This is a genomic window from Oceanicella sp. SM1341, from assembly GCF_003448965.1.
In the GTDB taxonomy this organism is placed as follows: domain Bacteria; phylum Pseudomonadota; class Alphaproteobacteria; order Rhodobacterales; family Rhodobacteraceae; genus Paroceanicella.
Genome location: NZ_QRGC01000001.1, coordinates 252477 through 268695, shown reverse-complemented (window position 1 = coordinate 268695; position 16219 = coordinate 252477). Strand labels below are relative to the sequence as shown.

Sequence of the window (16219 nt, the reverse complement as noted above, 5' to 3'; positions counted from 1 at the left end):
CGGGGAAGCGGGCTGCAACGGACCATTGCGGCTCAGATTACTGCCTATGCTGCCCCGCATCAATGTCGGACCTGCCGGAGCGCCCAAGCCAATGACCCCAACGCCCCCCGCAAGCCCCCCTCCGGGTGTCGCGCCCGGCCTGCGCCGGACGCTGGTGCTGGTGGGGATAATGGGCGCGGGCAAATCTTCCGTGGGGCAGGTGCTGGCCGAGCGGCTGGGCGTGCCCTTCACCGATTCGGACCACGAGATCGAGGCCGCGGCCGGCATGAGCGTGCAGGAGATCTTCCAGCGCTTCGGCGAGCCCTATTTCCGCGCCGGCGAGACCCGGGTGGTCGACCGGCTGCTCAGCGGCAGCCCGCGCATCCTCGCCACCGGGGGCGGGGCCTTCATCCAGGCGCCCACCCGGGCGGTGATCCGCGAGAAGGGGGTGTCGCTCTGGCTGCGCGCCGGGCTCGACGTGGTGTTCGAGCGCATCAAGGGCAAGCCGGGCCGGCCGCTGCTGGCCGGGGCCGACCCGCGCGGCGCGCTCGCGCGGCTGATGGCGGTGCGCGACCCGATCTATGCCGAGGCGGATATCGTGGTGGATTCGCTGGGCGGCGAGGGCCACCAGGCCGCCGCCGACCGCATCCTCGCCCATCTCGCCGCCCGCGACGCGACCCTGGCCCCGGTGGCCCGGCTGCTGAAGGAGAAAGACGAGCAATGAGCGACATCGTGCACGTGGCCCTGCCGGGCCGGGCCTATGACATCCATATCGGCGCCGGGCTGATCGGGCAGGCAGGCGCGCTGGTCGCACCGCTCCTGAAGCGCCCGCGCGTGGCCGTGGTGGCCGACGAGACGGTGGCCGCCCTGCATCTCGAGGCGCTGGTGGCGGGCCTTGCCGCGGGGGGCGTTTCGGTGCAGTCCACCACCCTGCCGGCGGGCGAGGGCACCAAGGGCTGGGAGGGGCTGCAGGCCTGCGTCGACTGGCTGCTGGAGGCGAAGGTGGAGCGGGGCGATCTCGTCGTCGCCTTCGGCGGCGGGGTGATCGGCGATCTCGTGGGCTTTGCCGCCGCCATCCTGCGCCGCGGCGTGGGCTTCGTGCAGGTGCCCACCACGCTGCTCGCCCAGGTCGACAGCTCGGTGGGCGGCAAGACCGGCATCAACGCCCGCCAGGGCAAGAACCTCATCGGCGCCTTCCACCAGCCCCGGCTGGTGATCGCGGACACCGACCTGCTGGGCACGCTCACGCAGCGCGACTTTCTCGCCGGCTACGGCGAGGTGATGAAATACGGGCTGCTGGGCGACGCCGGGTTCTTCGCCTGGCTCGAGGCGCATGCGCCTGCGATGGCGGCGGGCGATGCCGCGGCGCGGGTGGAGGCGGTGCGGCGCTGCTGCCGGATGAAGGCCGACATCGTGCTGCGCGACGAGACCGAGCAGGGCGAGCGCGCGCTGCTCAACCTCGGCCACACCTTCGGCCATGCGCTGGAGGCGGCCACCGGCTATTCCGACCGGCTGCTGCACGGCGAGGGCGTGGCGATCGGCTGCGCGCTGGCCTTCGAGCTCTCGGCCCGCATGGGGCTCTGCGCACAGGAAACCCCGAGCCGGGTGCGCGCCCATCTCGCCGAGATGGGCCTGAAGCGCAGCCTCGCCGACATCCCCGGCCCGCTGCCCGACGCGGACGGGCTGATCGCGCTCATGGGCCAGGACAAGAAGGTGCGCGACGGCCGCCTCACCTTCATCCTCGCCCGCGACATCGGCGACGCCTACGTGGAGCCCGAGGCCGACCCCGCCGCCCTGCGCGCGGTGCTGGTGGAGGCGCTGGCCGAGCGGCGCTGAGCCGCGCGGCCCTGGCCGACCTTCGCCGGCGCGCGGCGCGCTTTCGCGGCGCCGCCTCTGCCTGCAAGGCGCGCGGTGTGCCGCCCGGGGGCGCGGGAAGGCGCCCGCGCATCGCGTGCCGCGCCGGGACACGGCCGCTCTGACGCTGCGGCGGGCCCGCACGCGGCATCACATCGGGGCGGAAGCCGGTTGATTTCTCCGCCCGAATGAGGAAGGAGCAGGGGGCCGGCGGCGCCCCCGCCGGCTGACCGCCGTCCGACCCGCGCCGCCCTGACTTCCGGAGACCCTGCGCATGGCCAAGAAACGCAAGATCGCCGAGAATGTCTGGCTGGGGTGGCTGCTGGTCTCCATCGCCGCCATCACGCTGTTGCGCGAGCTGTTCAACGCCTCCGGCGTGATCCCGGCGCATTTCGACGAGGCACAGTACTGGACCTATGGCGAGGCCCTCGCCTTCGGCTATTACTCCAAGCCGCCGCTGGTGGCCTGGGCCATCCGCCTCTCCACCGAGGTGTTCGGCGACACGCTCTTCGGCCTGCGCTTCTTCGTGCCGCTGGTGCATGCCTGGATCGCCTGGCTGATCTTCGCCTCCGGCCGGCGGCTGTTCGACGCGCGCACCGGCTTCTGGGCCGGGCTGGGCTATCTCGCGGCGCCGGGGGTCACGGTCTCGGCCGGGCTGATGACCACCGACCCGCTGATGATGCTGGGCTGGGCCGGCGCGCTCTACGCGCTCACCCGCATCCTCACCCTCAAGCGCACGAAGAAGACGCCGGAGCCGTGGGCCTGGTGGGCCGTGCTCGGCCTGTCGCTCGGCGCGGGCATGCTGGCGAAATACACCGCCATCGCCTTTGCTGGCGGGGCCATCGGCTATGCGCTCTTCTCCCGCGAGGGGGCGCGGACCTGGCGCGGGCCGCTGCTGGCGGCGGGCTGCTTCCTGCTGGTCTGGGCGCCGAACCTGATCTGGCTCGGGGTGCACCGCTTCGCCTCCGTCGCGCATCTGGGCGAGAACGCGGACACCGGGCAGGGCATCTCCTTCGGCGGGCTGCCGGAGTTCATCGGCGCGCAGGCCGGCGTGATCGGGCCGATCTTCCTCGTGGCCATCTTCTGGGCCGCGGCGCAGTGGCGCGAATGGCGGGGCGAGTGGCGCAAGCGGCTGCTGTTCTGGCTCACCGCGCCGCTGTTCCTCGCCATGTGCGTGCAGTCGCTCAACGGCGGGGCCAACGCGAACTGGGCCGCGCCCTGCTACGTGGCGGGCTCGATCATCGCCGCCTGCTTCCTCACCCGGCGGGGCTGGCGGCGCGGGCTGATGGCGCATCTCGTCATCGGCGCCGTGGCCACCGTGCTGCTGTGGAGCGCGGGTGCGGTCTACAGCCAGTGGGGCACCGGCCTGCCGCGCGCGGGCGACCCCTACAAGAAGGTGCGCATCGGGCCGCCCTTCTGCGAGCGGGTGATCCTCGCGATGGAGGACACCGGGGTGGAGACCCTGCTCTCGAACGACCGGCGCCGGCTGGCGGAATGCTCCTTCCTCGCCGCCCTGCCGCCCAGCGCCATCAGGGTGTGGAACCCCGAGGGCATGGTGAGCAACCATTACGAGATGGTCGCGAGCCTCACGGAGGGCGAGCGCAACGGGCCGATGCTGCTGGTCACGCTCGGCGACGGCGCGCGCATCGCCCGGCATTTCGCCTCCTCCGAGCGGATCGACGAGGGGGTGTTCGCAACCCATGTCGACCGGGAGTTCGATTACTCGATCTGGCGGGTGAACGGCTTCCTCGGCTACGACACCTTCGCGACCGATCCCGGCGCGCTGCCCGCCCCGCCGGTGGACGTGCCGGCCGAGGGGCCGGAGGACGGCTCCGGCCCGGTGCAGGAAGACACCACCGAGGACGACGACATGCCCTGATCCCGGCCGCGCCCCCGCGGGCGCGCGCCGGCCCCGGTTGCGGAATACCCGAGTGGAATCGTGCAAGAAACAGGATGGTGCGGTTGCGAAGACTGTGGTTTCCTCTGCCGGTCCAGTTCAGGGGGGACCATGTCTATCAAGGCCAGCATTTATCATCTCACGCATTACAAGTACGACCGGCCGATCCGCCTCGGCCCGCAGGTGATCCGGCTGCGCCCGGCGCCGCATTCCAAGACCGGCGTGCTGAGCCATTCGCTCAAGGTCTCTCCGGCGGAGCATTTCGTGAACCTCCAGCAGGACCCGTACGGAAACTACCAGGCGCGTTTCGTCTTCCCCGAGCCGGTGACCGAGCTGAAGATCGAGGTCGACCTCGTCGCCGACATGACGGTGTACAACCCGTTCGACTTCTTCCTCGAGGACGTGGCGCAGAAATGGCCCTTCGAGTATCCGCCCGAGCTGGTGGAGGATCTCTCGATCTACAGCCGGGTCGACCAGGACGGCCCGCGCCTGCGCGCCTACGTCGAGGGGCTGGCGCTGGAGAAGGGTCAGGGCACGCTCGACATGCTGGTGGCGATCAACCTCGCGCTCAGCCAGCACATCGGCTACATCATCCGCATGGAGCCGGGGGTGCAGACCCCCGACGACACGCTGCAGCTGCGCAAGGGCTCGTGCCGCGACACGTCCTGGCTGCTGGTGCAGATCCTGCGCCACCTCGGCTTTGCCGCGCGTTTCGTCTCGGGCTACCTGATCCAGCTCAAGCCCGACGTGGAGGCGCTCGACGGCCCCTCCGGCACCGACCATGACTTCACCGACCTGCATGCCTGGGCGGAAGTGTTCCTGCCCGGGGCCGGCTGGGTGGGGCTCGACCCCACCTCGGGCCTGCTGACCGGCGAGAGCCACATTCCGCTGGCCGCCACGCCGCATTACCGAAACGCGGCACCGATCTCCGGCATGGCCGAGCCCGCGGAGGTGGATTTCGCCTTCGACATGAAGGTCTCGCGGGTTTCCGAGCATCCGCGCATCACGAAGCCCTATTCGGAGGAGGCCTGGGAGGCGCTGAACGCGCTGGGGCACAAGGTGGACGCGGCGCTGAAGGCCGGCGACGTGCGCCTCACCATGGGGGGCGAGCCCACCTTCGTCTCCATCGACGATTTCGAGAGTGCCGAGTGGAACACCGCCGCCGTGGGCCCCACCAAGCGCGACCGGGCGGACGAGCTGATCCGCCGGCTGCGCAAGCGCTTCGCGCCGGGCGGCTTCCTGCATTACGGCCAGGGCAAGTGGTATCCCGGCGAGACCCTGCCGCGCTGGACCTTCTCGCTCTACTGGCGGCGTGACGGCAAGCCGATCTGGCGCAACCCCGATCTCATCGCCCGCGAAAGCGCCGATGCCGGCGTCGGCCCCGAGCAGGCCCGTGCGCTGCTGGGAGAGATCGCCGCCGAGCTGGACCTGCCCGAGCAAAACATCGCCGCCGCCTACGAGGACCCCGCCGAGTGGCTGGTGAAGGAGGCGAACCTCCCCGACAACGTCGACCCCGCAAACTCGGAGCTGAAGGACCCCGAGGCGCGCATGCGCATCGCCAAGGTGTTCGAGCGCGGCCTCACCGAGCCCACCGGCTACGCTCTGCCCGTGCAGCGCTGGAACGCGAGGGCCCGCGGGCCCTCCTGGCAGTCCGAGCGCTGGCGCTTCCGCCGCGGCCGGCTGTTCCTCGTGCCCGGTGACAGTGCGGCGGGCTACCGGCTGCCGCTGGGCTCGCTGCCCTTCGTCACCCCGGCGCGCTTTCCCTACATCAACCCCGCCGACCCCTCCGAGATCCCCGAGACCCTGCCGGACCCGCGCCCGCCCCGCGGCGCCACCGGCCAGGCCGAGGCGCGCTTCACCCCCGACACACCGGGAGAGCGGCGCTCCGAGCAGGTGATGAGCGAGGTCGACGGCGTGGTGCGCACCGCCCTGACGGTGGAGCCGCGCGACGGGCGCCTCTGCGTGTTCATGCCCCCGGTGAGCCGGGTGGAGGACTACCTCGACCTCGTCGCCGCCGCCGAGGCCGCGGCCGAGCGCCTCGGCCTGCCGGTGCATATCGAGGGCTACGCGCCGCCGCATGACCCGCGCCTCAACGTGATCCGCGTCGCGCCCGACCCCGGGGTGATCGAGGTGAACATCCACCCCGCGGGCAGCTGGGAGGAATGCGTCGCCACCACCGAGGCGGTCTACGAGGAGGCCCGGCAGTCGCGCCTCGGCGCCGACAAGTTCATGATCGACGGCAAGCACGGCGGCACGGGCGGCGGCAACCACGTGGTGGTGGGCGGCGCCACGCTGCTCGACAGCCCGTTCCTGCGCCGGCCGGACCTGCTGAAATCCATGGTGCTCTACTGGCAGCGGCACCCGGCGCTCTCCTACCTGTTCTCCGGCCTGTTCATCGGCCCCACCAGCCAGGCGCCGCGCATCGACGAGGCCCGGCATGACGGGCTCTACGAGCTCGAGATCGCCCTCGCCCAGGTGCCCGCACCGGGGCAGGGCGAGCCGCCCTTGCCCTGGCTCACCGACCGGCTGTTCCGCAACCTGCTGATCGACGTCACCGGCAACACCCACCGCGCCGAGATCTGCATCGACAAGCTGTTCTCCCCCGACGGGCCCACCGGCCGGCTGGGGCTGGTGGAGTTCCGCGGCTTCGAGATGCCGCCGCACCCGCGCATGAGCCTCGCCCAGCAGCTGCTGATCCGCGCGCTCATCGCCCGCTTCTGGCAGAACCCGGTGCAGGGCTCCTTCACCCGCTGGGGCACGGCGCTGCATGACCGGTTCATGCTGCCGCATTACGTCTGGGCCGATTTCCTCGACGTGCTGGCCGACCTGCGCGCGCATGGCTTCGACCTCGACCCGCAGTGGTTCGTGGCCCAGGCCGAGTTCCGCTTCCCCTTCTGCGGCGAGGTGGCCTACGAGGGTGTCACCCTCGAGCTGCGCCAGGCGCTGGAGCCCTGGCACGTGATGGGCGAGGAGGGGATCATCGGCGGCACGGTGCGCTACACCGACAGCTCGGTGGAGCGGCTGCAGCTGCGCGCCGAGGGGCTGAACCCCGCGCGCCACGTGGTGCTGTGCAACGGCCGCAAGGTGCCGCTGCGCGAGGTGAGCCCGGGCGTCTCGGTGGCGGGCGTGCGCTACAAGGCCTGGCAGCCGCCCTCGGGCCTGCATCCGGTGCTGCCCGTGAACACACCGCTTACCTTCGACCTCTACGATCGCTGGTCGGGGCGCTCCGTGGGCGGCTGCGTGTATCACGTTGCACATCCCGGGGGCCGCAGCTACGACACGTTCCCGGTAAACGGGAACGAAGCGGAGGCACGGCGTCTGGCGCGGTTCGAGGCGAGGGGGCACAGCCCCGGCGCGTTCGGCTTCGCGGAGGAGGTGCCGCACGCGGAATTTCCGCATACGCTCGACCTCAGGCGGGCGGCGTTCGTGTAGTGGGCAGAGATGACGGGATCGCCGGAGAAGGACAGGACTGACGGGGGGGCGGCCATGGCAGGGTACCGACCATTGCCGGGCGTGCCCGACGAGATGGTGGATGTCGATGGCCGCATCCGCCCGGTCTGGCGCGCCTTCGTGGCAGCGCTGGAGGGGCAGAGCCGTGCCGAGATCGAGGCGCGTTTCGACCGGGCCGACCAGTACCTGCGCGATGCGGGCGTGTTCTACCGCATCTACGGCGACACCGCGACGCGCGAGCGCGACTGGCCGCTGTCGCACATCCCCGTGCTCATCGAGGAGCGGGAGTGGCAGGGCATCGTCGCCGGGCTCACCCAGCGCGCCGAGCTGCTCGAGCGCGTGGTGGCCGACATCTACGGCCCCGGCACCCTGGTGCGTGACGGCCACCTGCCGCCCGGGCTGATCGCCGCCTCGCCGGAATACCTGCGGCCCCTCGTGGGGGTACGGCCGGCGGGCGGGCATTTCCTGCATTTCTGCTGCTTCGAGATCGGCCGCGGCCCGGACGGCGCCTGGTGGGTGCTGGGCGACCGCACCCAGGCCCCCTCCGGCGCCGGTTTCGCGCTGGAAAACCGCGTGGCCACCGCCCGCGCCTTCACCGACACCTATGCCGACATGCACGTCCACCGGCTGGCCGGCTTCTTCGGCGAGTTCCGCGACACCATGCAGGGCCTGCGCCAGAGCATGGACGGGCGGGTTGGCATCCTCTCGCCCGGGCCGCTCAACGAGACCTATTTCGAGCACGCCTACATCGCCCGCTACCTCGGCTTCATGCTGCTGGAGGGCGAGGACCTCACGGTGGTCGACGGCCGGGCCATGGTGCGCACCGTGGCCGGGCTGAAGCCGGTGGAGGTGCTCTGGCGCCGGCTCGACTCGAATTTCGCCGACCCGCTGGAGCTCAACCAGAACAGCCATATCGGCACGCCCGGCCTCGTGAGCGCGCTGCGCCACGGCGGGCTCACGATGATCAACGCCCTCGGCTCGGGCGTGCTGGAGCTGCGGGCGATGCTCGCCTTCATGCCCGCCCTCTCCCGCGCGCTGATGGGCGAGGACCTCGCGATGCCCTCCATCGCCACCTGGTGGTGCGGCCAGCCGGCCGAGCGCGCGCTGGTGATGCAGAACCTCGAGCGGATGATGATCGGCCCGGCGCTCTCCACGAGGCTCCCCTTCGACGACACCCGCGCCACCATGCTGGGCGCGACCATGCGCGAGCAGGCGCAGGACGCGGCGCGCAGCTGGATCGCGAAGGAGGGCGAGAAGCTGGTGGGGCAGGAGGCGGTCACCCTCTCCACCACGCCCGCTTACGTGAACGGCCAGCTCGTGCCCCGGCCGATGAGCCTGCGCGTGTTCGCCGCCCGCACCGCCTCGGGCTGGAAGATCATGCCCGGCGGCTTCGCGCGCATCGGCTCCAGCCCCGACCCCACCGCCATCGCCATGCAGCGCGGCGGCAACGCGGCCGATGTCTGGGTGGTGAGCGACGGGCCGGTGGAGAAACCCACCCTCCTGCCGCGCGACCAGACCGGCATCACGAGGCTCTCGGCCGGCTCGCTGCCCAGCCGGGCGGCGGACAATCTCTACTGGCTCGGCCGCTACATCGAGCGGGCCGAGGCCACGCTGCGCATCCTGCGCGCCTGGCACGCCCGCCTCGCCGAGTTCGACGAGCCGCAGGCGCCGCTGCTCGCCCATGTCAGCGAATACCTCGCCGGCATCGACATCGACGTCGACCAGGCCATCCCCGACGGGCTGCTGGCCAACGTGGAAAGCGCGCTCACCTCCGCCAGCCACATCCGCGACCGGTTCTCGGTCGACGGCTGGCTGGCGCTCAACGACCTCACCCGCACGCTGCGCGAGTTCCGCACCCGGGTGCAGCCGGGCGACGATGCCACCCGCGCCGCCACGGTGCTGCTGCGCAAGCTCGCGGGCTTCGCCGGCCTCCTGCACGAGAACATGTACCGCTTCACCGGCTGGCGCTTCCTCGTGATCGGCCGCGGGCTGGAGCGCAGCCTGCACATGACCCGGCTGCTCGCCCACATGACCGCGGAGGACGCGCCCGAGGGCGCCCAGGACATGGTGGTGGAGATCGCCGACAGCGTGATGACCCACCGCCGCCGCTACTCGGTGGCCACCCAGCCGCTCACCGTGCTCGACCTCCTCGCCCTCGACCGGCTGAACCCGCGCTCCATCCTCTACCAGCTCGACGAGATCCGCGAGCAGGTGGAGCTCCTGCCCAGCGCGCTCGTGCATGGCCAGATGTCACCGCTGATGCGCGCGGTCACCCGCACCCATGCCGGGCTCGCCGTCCAGACCCCCGAGGACCTCACGCAGGAGTATCTGCACACGCTCGCCGAGGATATCTGGTCGCTCTCCAACCAGCTCTCCACGACCTACATGGCCTGACCCGATGCTCTATGACCTCCGCCTGACCATCAGCTACGAATACGAGGCCCCGGTGGCCGGCGGGCGGCACATCGTGCGGGTGCTGCCGCTCAACATCCCCGGGCTGCAGCGGCTGGTGGCGGGCTCGGTCACCGTCACGCCGCAGCCGGCCGAGCGCGAGGAGGGCACGGATTTCTACGGCAACTGCTACTCGTCCATCGCCTTCCGCGAGCCGCACGAGGCGCTGGAGATCGGAATGCAGGCGCGGGTGCAGGTGGAGCCGGTGGAGCAGGGCTACGACCTCTCGGGCGGGCCGGCCGAGCTCGGCGCCGAGCTCGCGGCCCTCACCTCGCTGGGCCCGGACTCGCCGCATCATTTCCTCGCCGCCTCGCCGCGCGTCGTGCTCGACCGCAGCATCGCCGCCTATGCGCGCGAGACCCTCGTGCCCGGCGAGAGCGTGATCGAGACCGTGCGCCGCCTCACCTCGCGCATCCATGACGATTTCACCTATGACCCCGAGGCGACGAAGGTCGACACCACGCCCCGCCAGGCCTTCGACCAGAGGCGCGGCGTGTGCCAGGACTTCACCCATGTGATGATCTCGGCCCTGCGCTCGCTCGGCATCCCCGCCGCCTACGTGAGCGGCTACCTGCGCACCGAGCCCCCGGCCGGGCAGGAGCGCCTCGAGGGGGCGGACGCCATGCACGCCTGGGTGCGGGCCTGGTGCGGCGACGCCGCCGGCTGGATCGGCTTCGACCCCACCAACGACATGGTCACCGGCACCGACCACATCACCGTGGGCCACGGGCGCGACTATGCCGATGTCGCCCCGGTGATCGGCGTGCTGCGCACCTTCGGCGGCCACCAGACCAAGCAGGCGGTCGACGTGATCCCGGTCAAACCCGCCACTGCCGCCGCCGGCTGAACCCCAGGCTTCCCCCGGGCGAAAGGATGCTGCGCGACCAGGGCCGCGCGGGGCAAGCCTGTTGCGCGGCGGCCCGGCAAATCGCTTGATCGACTCCCATTACTGTTATACACAATAACAAAAATACCAGAACAAGAATCCTTGGGAGGAAACGATGCCGCTCATCTCGCTGCCCGGGCTGCGCCCGGTGCTGCTCGGCGACATGGACGTGAGCCTGAGCGAGGCGCCCGGCGGCGTTCTGCACATGCGCTCGCGCCGCACGCTTGGCCCTTACCCCCGCGCCATCACCGACCGGCTGGACCAGTGGGCCGTCGAGCGCCCGGACCAGCTCTTCCTCGCCGACCGCAGCGGCGAGGGCGGGGCCTGGCGGCAGCTCACCTTCGCCGAGACGCGGGCGCGGGCGCGCAACATCGCTCAGGGGCTGATAGACCTCGGCCTGGGGCCGGAGCGGCCGCTCGCCATCCTCTCGGGCAATTCCATCGACCACGGGCTGCTGGCGCTCGGCGCGATGATCGCCGGCGTGCCCTACGCCCCGGTCTCGCCGGCCTATTCGCTTGTCTCCACCGATTACGCCAAGCTGCGCCACGTGCTGGGGCTCATCACCCCCGGCGCGCTCTTCGTGCAGGACACCGGCCCCTTCGCCCCGGCGCTCGCCGCGGTGGGGGCGGGCATGGCGCTGCTCCACGCGGGCGACAGCGCGGGGCTGGGCGGCACGCATGTGGAGGCGCTCGAGGCACTGCCCGCAGGCGCGGAGGTCGACGCCCGCCATGCTGCCGTCACCCCCGACACGGTGGCGAAATTCCTCTTCACCTCCGGCTCCACCGGCATGCCCAAGGCGGTGATCAACACCCAGCGCATGCTGGCCTGCAACCAGCAGATGATGGCCGAGGCCTGGGCCTATATCGCCCATGAGCCGCCCGTGCTGGTCGACTGGCTGCCCTGGAACCACACTGCGGGCGGCAACCACAATTTCGGCATGGCGCTCTACAACGGCGGCACGCTCTACATCGACGACGGCGCGCCCACGCCGAAGGGCATCGACAAGACGGTGCGCAATCTCGCCGAGGTGGCGCCGACCATCTATTTCAACGTGCCCAAGGGCTACGAGATGCTGTGCGAGCACCTGGGCCGCTCGAAGGCGCTGCGCGAGACCTTCTTCTCGCGCGTGAAGCTGCTGCAATACGCGGGTGCGAGCCTGTCGCAGCACGTGTGGGACCAGCTCGAGGCCTACGCGATGGAGACGATCGGCGAGAAGATCATGATCGTCACCGGCTACGGCTCCACCGAGACCGCGCCCTTCGCCTTCACCACCACCTGGCCGGTGGGCCGGCCGGGCGAGGTGGGGCTGCCGGCCGCGGGGCTCGACATCAAGCTGGTGCCCAACGGCGAGAAGCACGAGCTGCGCCTGCGCGGCCCCTCCATCACGCCGGGCTACTGGCGCCAGCCCGACAAGACCGCCGAGAGCTTCGACGAGGAGGGCTACTACCTCATCGGCGACGCGCTGAAGATGGTCGACCCCGGCGATGTCTCGAAGGGCTTTCTCTTCGACGGCCGGGTGACGGAGGATTTCAAGCTCTCCACCGGCACCTGGGTGAATTTCGCCGCCGTGCGCAGCCAGCTCATCCACGGCCTCGCGCCCTACGTGCGCGACGCGGTGCTGACCGGGCTCGACCGCGGGCATATCGGCGCGATCCTGTTCCTCGACGTGGACGCGGCGCGCAAGGTGGCGCCGGGGCTGGAGGCGGCCGGGGAGGCCGAGCTCGCCCGCCATCCCGCGCTGGTCGCGGCGGTGCGCGAGGGCATCGGCCGGCTCGCCGAGCGCGCTACCGGCTCCTCCACCCTCGTCTCCCGGGTGACCGTGGCCGCCGAGCCGCCCTCCATCGACCGCCACGAGATGACCGACAAGGGCTCGATCAACCAGCGCGCCGTGCTCGCCGCCCGCAAGGAGCTGGTGGAGGACCTCTACGCCGAGCCGGCCCCGGTCCACGTGCTCTGCGCGCGCGCGCCCGTGCGGGGCTGAGCGGCAGCAGGGTCGGGAATGGCATGGGGAACGGCGCCCGGTTCGGGCGCCGTTCTGCCATGCGCGAAAGCCTGCCTTGCCACCGGGGGGGCCGGGCGCGAGCGGAGTTCCGCCGCGGCCGGGCTCACTCCGGGGTGGAGATGCGGTTGAGCAGGTCGAGCAGCCGGTCGCGCTCGCCCGCGCCGCCGAGGCGTTCCACCCAGCGGTCCTCGTGGGCGTGCCAGAGGTCGAACATCCGCTGGGTCACCTGCGCGCCCGAGCGGGTGAGCCAGAGCCCGTAGGAGCGCCGGTCGGTGGGCGAGCGGCGGCGCTCGGCGAGGCCGCGGCGCTCGAGCCGGTCCATCAGGGCGACGAAATTGGCGCGCTGGATGTCGAGCAGGGCCGCCACCTCGCCCTGTTTCAGGCCGGGATTGCGCGAGATCACCGTGAGCACCGAGAATTCCGCCGGCCGCAGGTCGAGCTCGGCGAAACAGGCGGTGAAATCCTGGAACACCGCGAGCTGCGCCCGGCGCAGGTGATAGCCGATGGCCGAGGAGAGGACGGAAAGGTCCGGGTGATCCTCGTCAGCCATGGCTCACAGCACCTCCCAGAAGCGCAGCACCACGCAATCGGGCTCGCGCAGGCCGGTGCCGATGAAGATGGTGCGGTTCAGCCAGTCGTAGCGCGGGTCGCGGGTCTCGAAGCGCGGGTTGGTGCGGAAGTAGATGAGCGAGGCCTCGGGGGTCTCGCCGCGCATCAGCGCCTCCATGACGGGGCGCGGCCCGTGGCGATGGCCGAAGTTGCGCACGTCGATCAGCGCGCCGTCATCGGTCTCGATGGCGTAGCGGGTGTCGAGCACGGCGGCGAGGTCGGGGCCCAGGCATTGCCAGTCCGCCCCGAGGTTCAGCACCCGGCCGGAGAGCCGCGCGCCGCTCACCGTGCCCCCGGTGATGGGGATGATGCGGTGGCGGCCGCGCGCGTCCTCGCCCGCCTCGATGGGGACGGCCACCTGCACGCGCAGGTCGCACAGATGCGCAAGGGCAGGGGGCCCGTCGGCTGTCGGGTGTGTCATGGTCATCGTCTCCTCCCGGGCGGTCTTTTGTTATATTGCAAAACAGTATCATGCCATGGCTGTCGTGCAACTCTCTCGCAACTTCCGACAGCGCCGCCCGCCGGCGTTGACAGGCGGGGGGCCGGGAGGCGATGGAGGAGGGGCAAACCACGCGAGGAGGGCCGGAATGGTCACGGAAATCTACCCGTCGGTGAACGTGCTGGGCTCCGAGCTCGCCCCCTGTTCCACGGCCCCGGTGACCGGGTTCTACCGCAACGGCTGCTGCGACACCGGGCCGGACGACGCGGGCAGCCACACGGTCTGCGCGGTGATGACCGCGGAATTCCTGAGCTTTTCCAAGGCACAAGGCAATGACCTGAGCACGCCACGGCCCGAGTTCGGCTTTGCCGGGCTGAAGCCGGGCGACCGCTGGTGCCTCTGCGCCGCGCGCTTCCTGGAGGCTTACGAGGCCGGCCAGGCGCCGATGGTGAACCTCGAGGCCACCCACCGCCGGGCACTGGAGATCGTCGGGCTCGACCTGCTGCGCGAGCGTTCGCTGGCCCGCACCTGAGGGCTCAGTCCGCCGGGCGCACGCCGTAGCTGGCCTGCGCCGCCCGCACCCTCTCCGCCTCGCTGCGCTCCGGGAACAGCCGGTAGCTCGGTGCCAGGATCGGCGCGTGGCGCGCCACCGCCACCCGGATGACGTGGCGGACGGGAAAGCCCGGGCCGGCGCGGGCGATGAGCGGGGCCGCGAGGGCGTCGAAACCCTCTGCCTCCGGGCCCAGAACCTCCGCCGTGCCGATGCACTTGAAGCCGCGCTGGCGGAAGATGTCGATGAAGCTCACGCAGACCTTCGGCTGCGCGCGGATGGCGCGCACGCTGCCGGCCGAGGCGATGTCGGCGATCAGGATGTCGCCGGCGGGCCCGGGGGCGAAGATCTCCTTGGGCGAAACCGAGGGCTGGCCGGAGGCATCGGTGGTGGCGAGCCAGCAGAGAACGGCGCGGCCGAGCTCGTCCAGCACATCGTCAGGCAGGGGGTGCATCGGGGCCTCCTCGTGTCGGGGCCGGCACGGTGCGGCCGGCGGGACCCGCTGTCAACGCGGGCCATGCGAAAACGGCGCGCCCCCGGGGGGACGCGCCGTCGGTCACTGCACTGCGCGGAGGCTTATTCCGCGGCGTGCTGGGGGGTGTTCTCGTCCACCGGCACGGCGTTGGCCTCGTATTCGGCCGCTGCCTTCACCGCGGCGCGCACGCCCGCGCCATACTCCGGGTGCACCTGGTCGAACAGCAGGCACTGCCGCTCGATGATGTTCGCATCGACCCCGCCCATCGCGGCGGCGATGTTGGAGAACAGCCGCTGCTTCTGGCCCGCGTCGAAGAGCTCGAACAGCGCGCGCGGCTGGCTGAAGTCATCGTTGCCCTCGCGGTGGTTGTAGCGGTCCACCGCGCCGGAGAGCTTCATCGGCGGCTCCTGGGCCGACTTGTCCTCCACCGCGCCGCCGAAGGAATTCGGCTCGTAATAGGCGTCGGCGCTGCCGGTCTGCTGGCCGAAGAAGTTCATCTGGCCATCCTTGTGGTAGTGGTGCACCGGGCATTTCGCCGCGTTCACCGGCAGGTGCTCGTAATGCGTGCCCAGCCGGTAGCGGTGCGCGTCGGCATAGGAGAACACGCGGGCCTGGAGCATCTTGTCCGGCGAATGGCCGATGCCGGGCACGATGTTGGAGGGGCTGAAGGCCGCCTGCTCGATCTCGGCGAAGTAGTTCTCCGCGTTGCGGTTCAGCTCCATCTCGCCCACGGTGATCACCGGGAACTCGGAATGCGGCCAGACCTTGGTGAGGTCGAACGGGTTGTAGGGCGTCTGCTCGGCCTGCTCCTCGGTCATCACCTGGATCTGCAGCTCCCACTTGGGGAACACGCCCTTCTCGATGCCGCCGAAGAGCGCCTCCTGGTAGCTCTCGCGGGTCTTGCCGATCAGCCGCTCGGCCTCGGCGTTGGTGTAGTGCTTGTGGCCCTGCCTGGTCTTGAAGTGGAACTTCACCCAGAAGCGCTCGCCCTTGTCATTCCACAGCGAGTAGGTGTGCGAGCCGTAGCCGTTCATGTTCATCGGGGTCTGCGGCAGGCCGCGGTCCGACATCAGGATGGTCACCTGGTGGAGCGACTCGGGCGAGAGCGACCAGAAGTCCCACATCGCGGTGGGCGAGCGCATGTTGGTCTTGGGGTGGCGCTTCTGCGTGTGGATGAAGTCGGGGAATTTCATCGGGTCGCGCACGAAGAACACCGGGGTGTTGTTGCCCACGAGGTCCCAGTTGCCCTCCTCGGTGTAGAACTTCAGCGCGAAGCCGCGCACGTCACGCTCGGCGTCGGCAGCACCAAGCTCGCCCGCCACGGTGGAGAAGCGCGCCAGCATCGGGGTTTCCGCCCCGGGCTGCAGCGCCTTGGCGATGGTGTAGCGCGAGATGTCCGCAGTGATGCGCAGCGTGCCGAAGGCGCCCCAGCCCTTGGCGTGGACGGTGCGCTCGGGGATGCGCTCGCGGTTCTGGTGCGCCAGCTTCTCGAGCAGCTGGTAGTCCTGCATCACGATCGGGCCGCGCGGCCCCGCCGTGACCGAGTTCTGGTTGTCGGGAACCGGCGCGCCGGCGGTGGTGGTCAGACGAGGTGCCTTGGACATTGGGTGCCTCCCGAGGGTCGTTG

At 70.9% G+C, this 16219-nt stretch carries 12 protein-coding genes; 8 read left to right on the top strand and 4 right to left on the bottom strand.

All coding sequences use genetic code 11. The features are described 5' to 3' along the window. Positions 1-91 precede the first annotated feature (91 nt). The 7 genes from D3P35_RS01210 to D3P35_RS01180 all read left to right on the top strand — a co-directional run bounded on the left by D3P35_RS01210 (position 92) and on the right by D3P35_RS01180 (position 12498). The gene (locus D3P35_RS01210; RefSeq protein WP_118132624.1) at positions 92-703 is read left to right on the top strand and encodes a shikimate kinase; all 612 of its coding nucleotides are present in this window, start codon (positions 92-94) and stop codon (positions 701-703) included. Continuing rightward, positions 700-1815, top strand: coding sequence for a 3-dehydroquinate synthase (aroB, locus tag D3P35_RS01205; protein ID WP_118132623.1), 1116 nt, complete (start codon positions 700-702; stop codon positions 1813-1815). Before D3P35_RS01210 ends, aroB begins: the two co-directional genes overlap by 4 nt. A gap of 292 nt (positions 1816-2107) precedes the next feature. Then, the gene (locus tag D3P35_RS01200; RefSeq protein WP_118132622.1) at positions 2108-3712 is read left to right on the top strand and encodes a glycosyltransferase family 39 protein; all 1605 of its coding nucleotides are present in this window, start codon (positions 2108-2110) and stop codon (positions 3710-3712) included. A gap of 129 nt (positions 3713-3841) precedes the next feature. Beyond that, positions 3842-7162 carry a DUF2126 domain-containing protein gene (locus tag D3P35_RS01195; protein WP_118132621.1) on the top strand — a complete coding sequence of 1107 codons (3321 nt, stop codon included), beginning with the start codon at positions 3842-3844 and terminating at the stop codon, positions 7160-7162. 54 nt (positions 7163-7216) lie between these two features. Continuing rightward, the gene (locus D3P35_RS01190; protein WP_198670414.1) at positions 7217-9574 is read left to right on the top strand and encodes a circularly permuted type 2 ATP-grasp protein; all 2358 of its coding nucleotides are present in this window, start codon (positions 7217-7219) and stop codon (positions 9572-9574) included. 4 nt (positions 9575-9578) lie between these two features. Beyond that, on the top strand, positions 9579-10478 hold the full coding sequence (locus D3P35_RS01185; protein WP_118132619.1) for a transglutaminase family protein: 900 nt from the start codon (positions 9579-9581) through the stop codon (positions 10476-10478). A gap of 154 nt (positions 10479-10632) precedes the next feature. Then, entirely contained in the window at positions 10633-12498 is a 1866-nt protein-coding gene (locus D3P35_RS01180; protein WP_118132618.1) for a feruloyl-CoA synthase, read from the top strand. A gap of 124 nt (positions 12499-12622) precedes the next feature. Here the strand turns inward: D3P35_RS01180 and D3P35_RS01175 are convergent, their stop codons facing one another. Both D3P35_RS01175 and D3P35_RS01170 read right to left on the bottom strand, forming a co-directional pair. Then, the gene (locus D3P35_RS01175; protein ID WP_118132617.1) at positions 12623-13069 is read right to left on the bottom strand and encodes a MarR family winged helix-turn-helix transcriptional regulator; all 447 of its coding nucleotides are present in this window, start codon (positions 13067-13069) and stop codon (positions 12623-12625) included. 3 nt (positions 13070-13072) lie between these two features. Further along, positions 13073-13549 (bottom strand): DUF3237 domain-containing protein, encoded by a 477-nt coding sequence (locus D3P35_RS01170; protein WP_118132616.1) that lies wholly within the window; start codon positions 13547-13549, stop codon positions 13073-13075. A gap of 166 nt (positions 13550-13715) precedes the next feature. On the opposite strand from D3P35_RS01170, the gene D3P35_RS01165 reads away from it, so the two are divergent. After that, on the top strand, positions 13716-14099 hold the full coding sequence (locus D3P35_RS01165; RefSeq protein WP_118132615.1) for a DUF2237 family protein: 384 nt from the start codon (positions 13716-13718) through the stop codon (positions 14097-14099). A 4-nt stretch (positions 14100-14103) separates the two neighbouring features. Here D3P35_RS01165 and D3P35_RS01160 read toward each other — a convergent pair whose 3' ends face one another. Both D3P35_RS01160 and D3P35_RS01155 read right to left on the bottom strand, forming a co-directional pair. Continuing rightward, positions 14104-14571, bottom strand: coding sequence for a pyridoxamine 5'-phosphate oxidase family protein (locus D3P35_RS01160; RefSeq protein ID WP_118132614.1), 468 nt, complete (start codon positions 14569-14571; stop codon positions 14104-14106). A gap of 122 nt (positions 14572-14693) precedes the next feature. Next, positions 14694-16196: a catalase gene (locus D3P35_RS01155; protein WP_118132613.1), complete on the bottom strand. Its 1503-nt coding sequence runs from the start codon at positions 16194-16196 to the stop codon at positions 14694-14696. Positions 16197-16219: the final 23 nt, after the last annotated feature.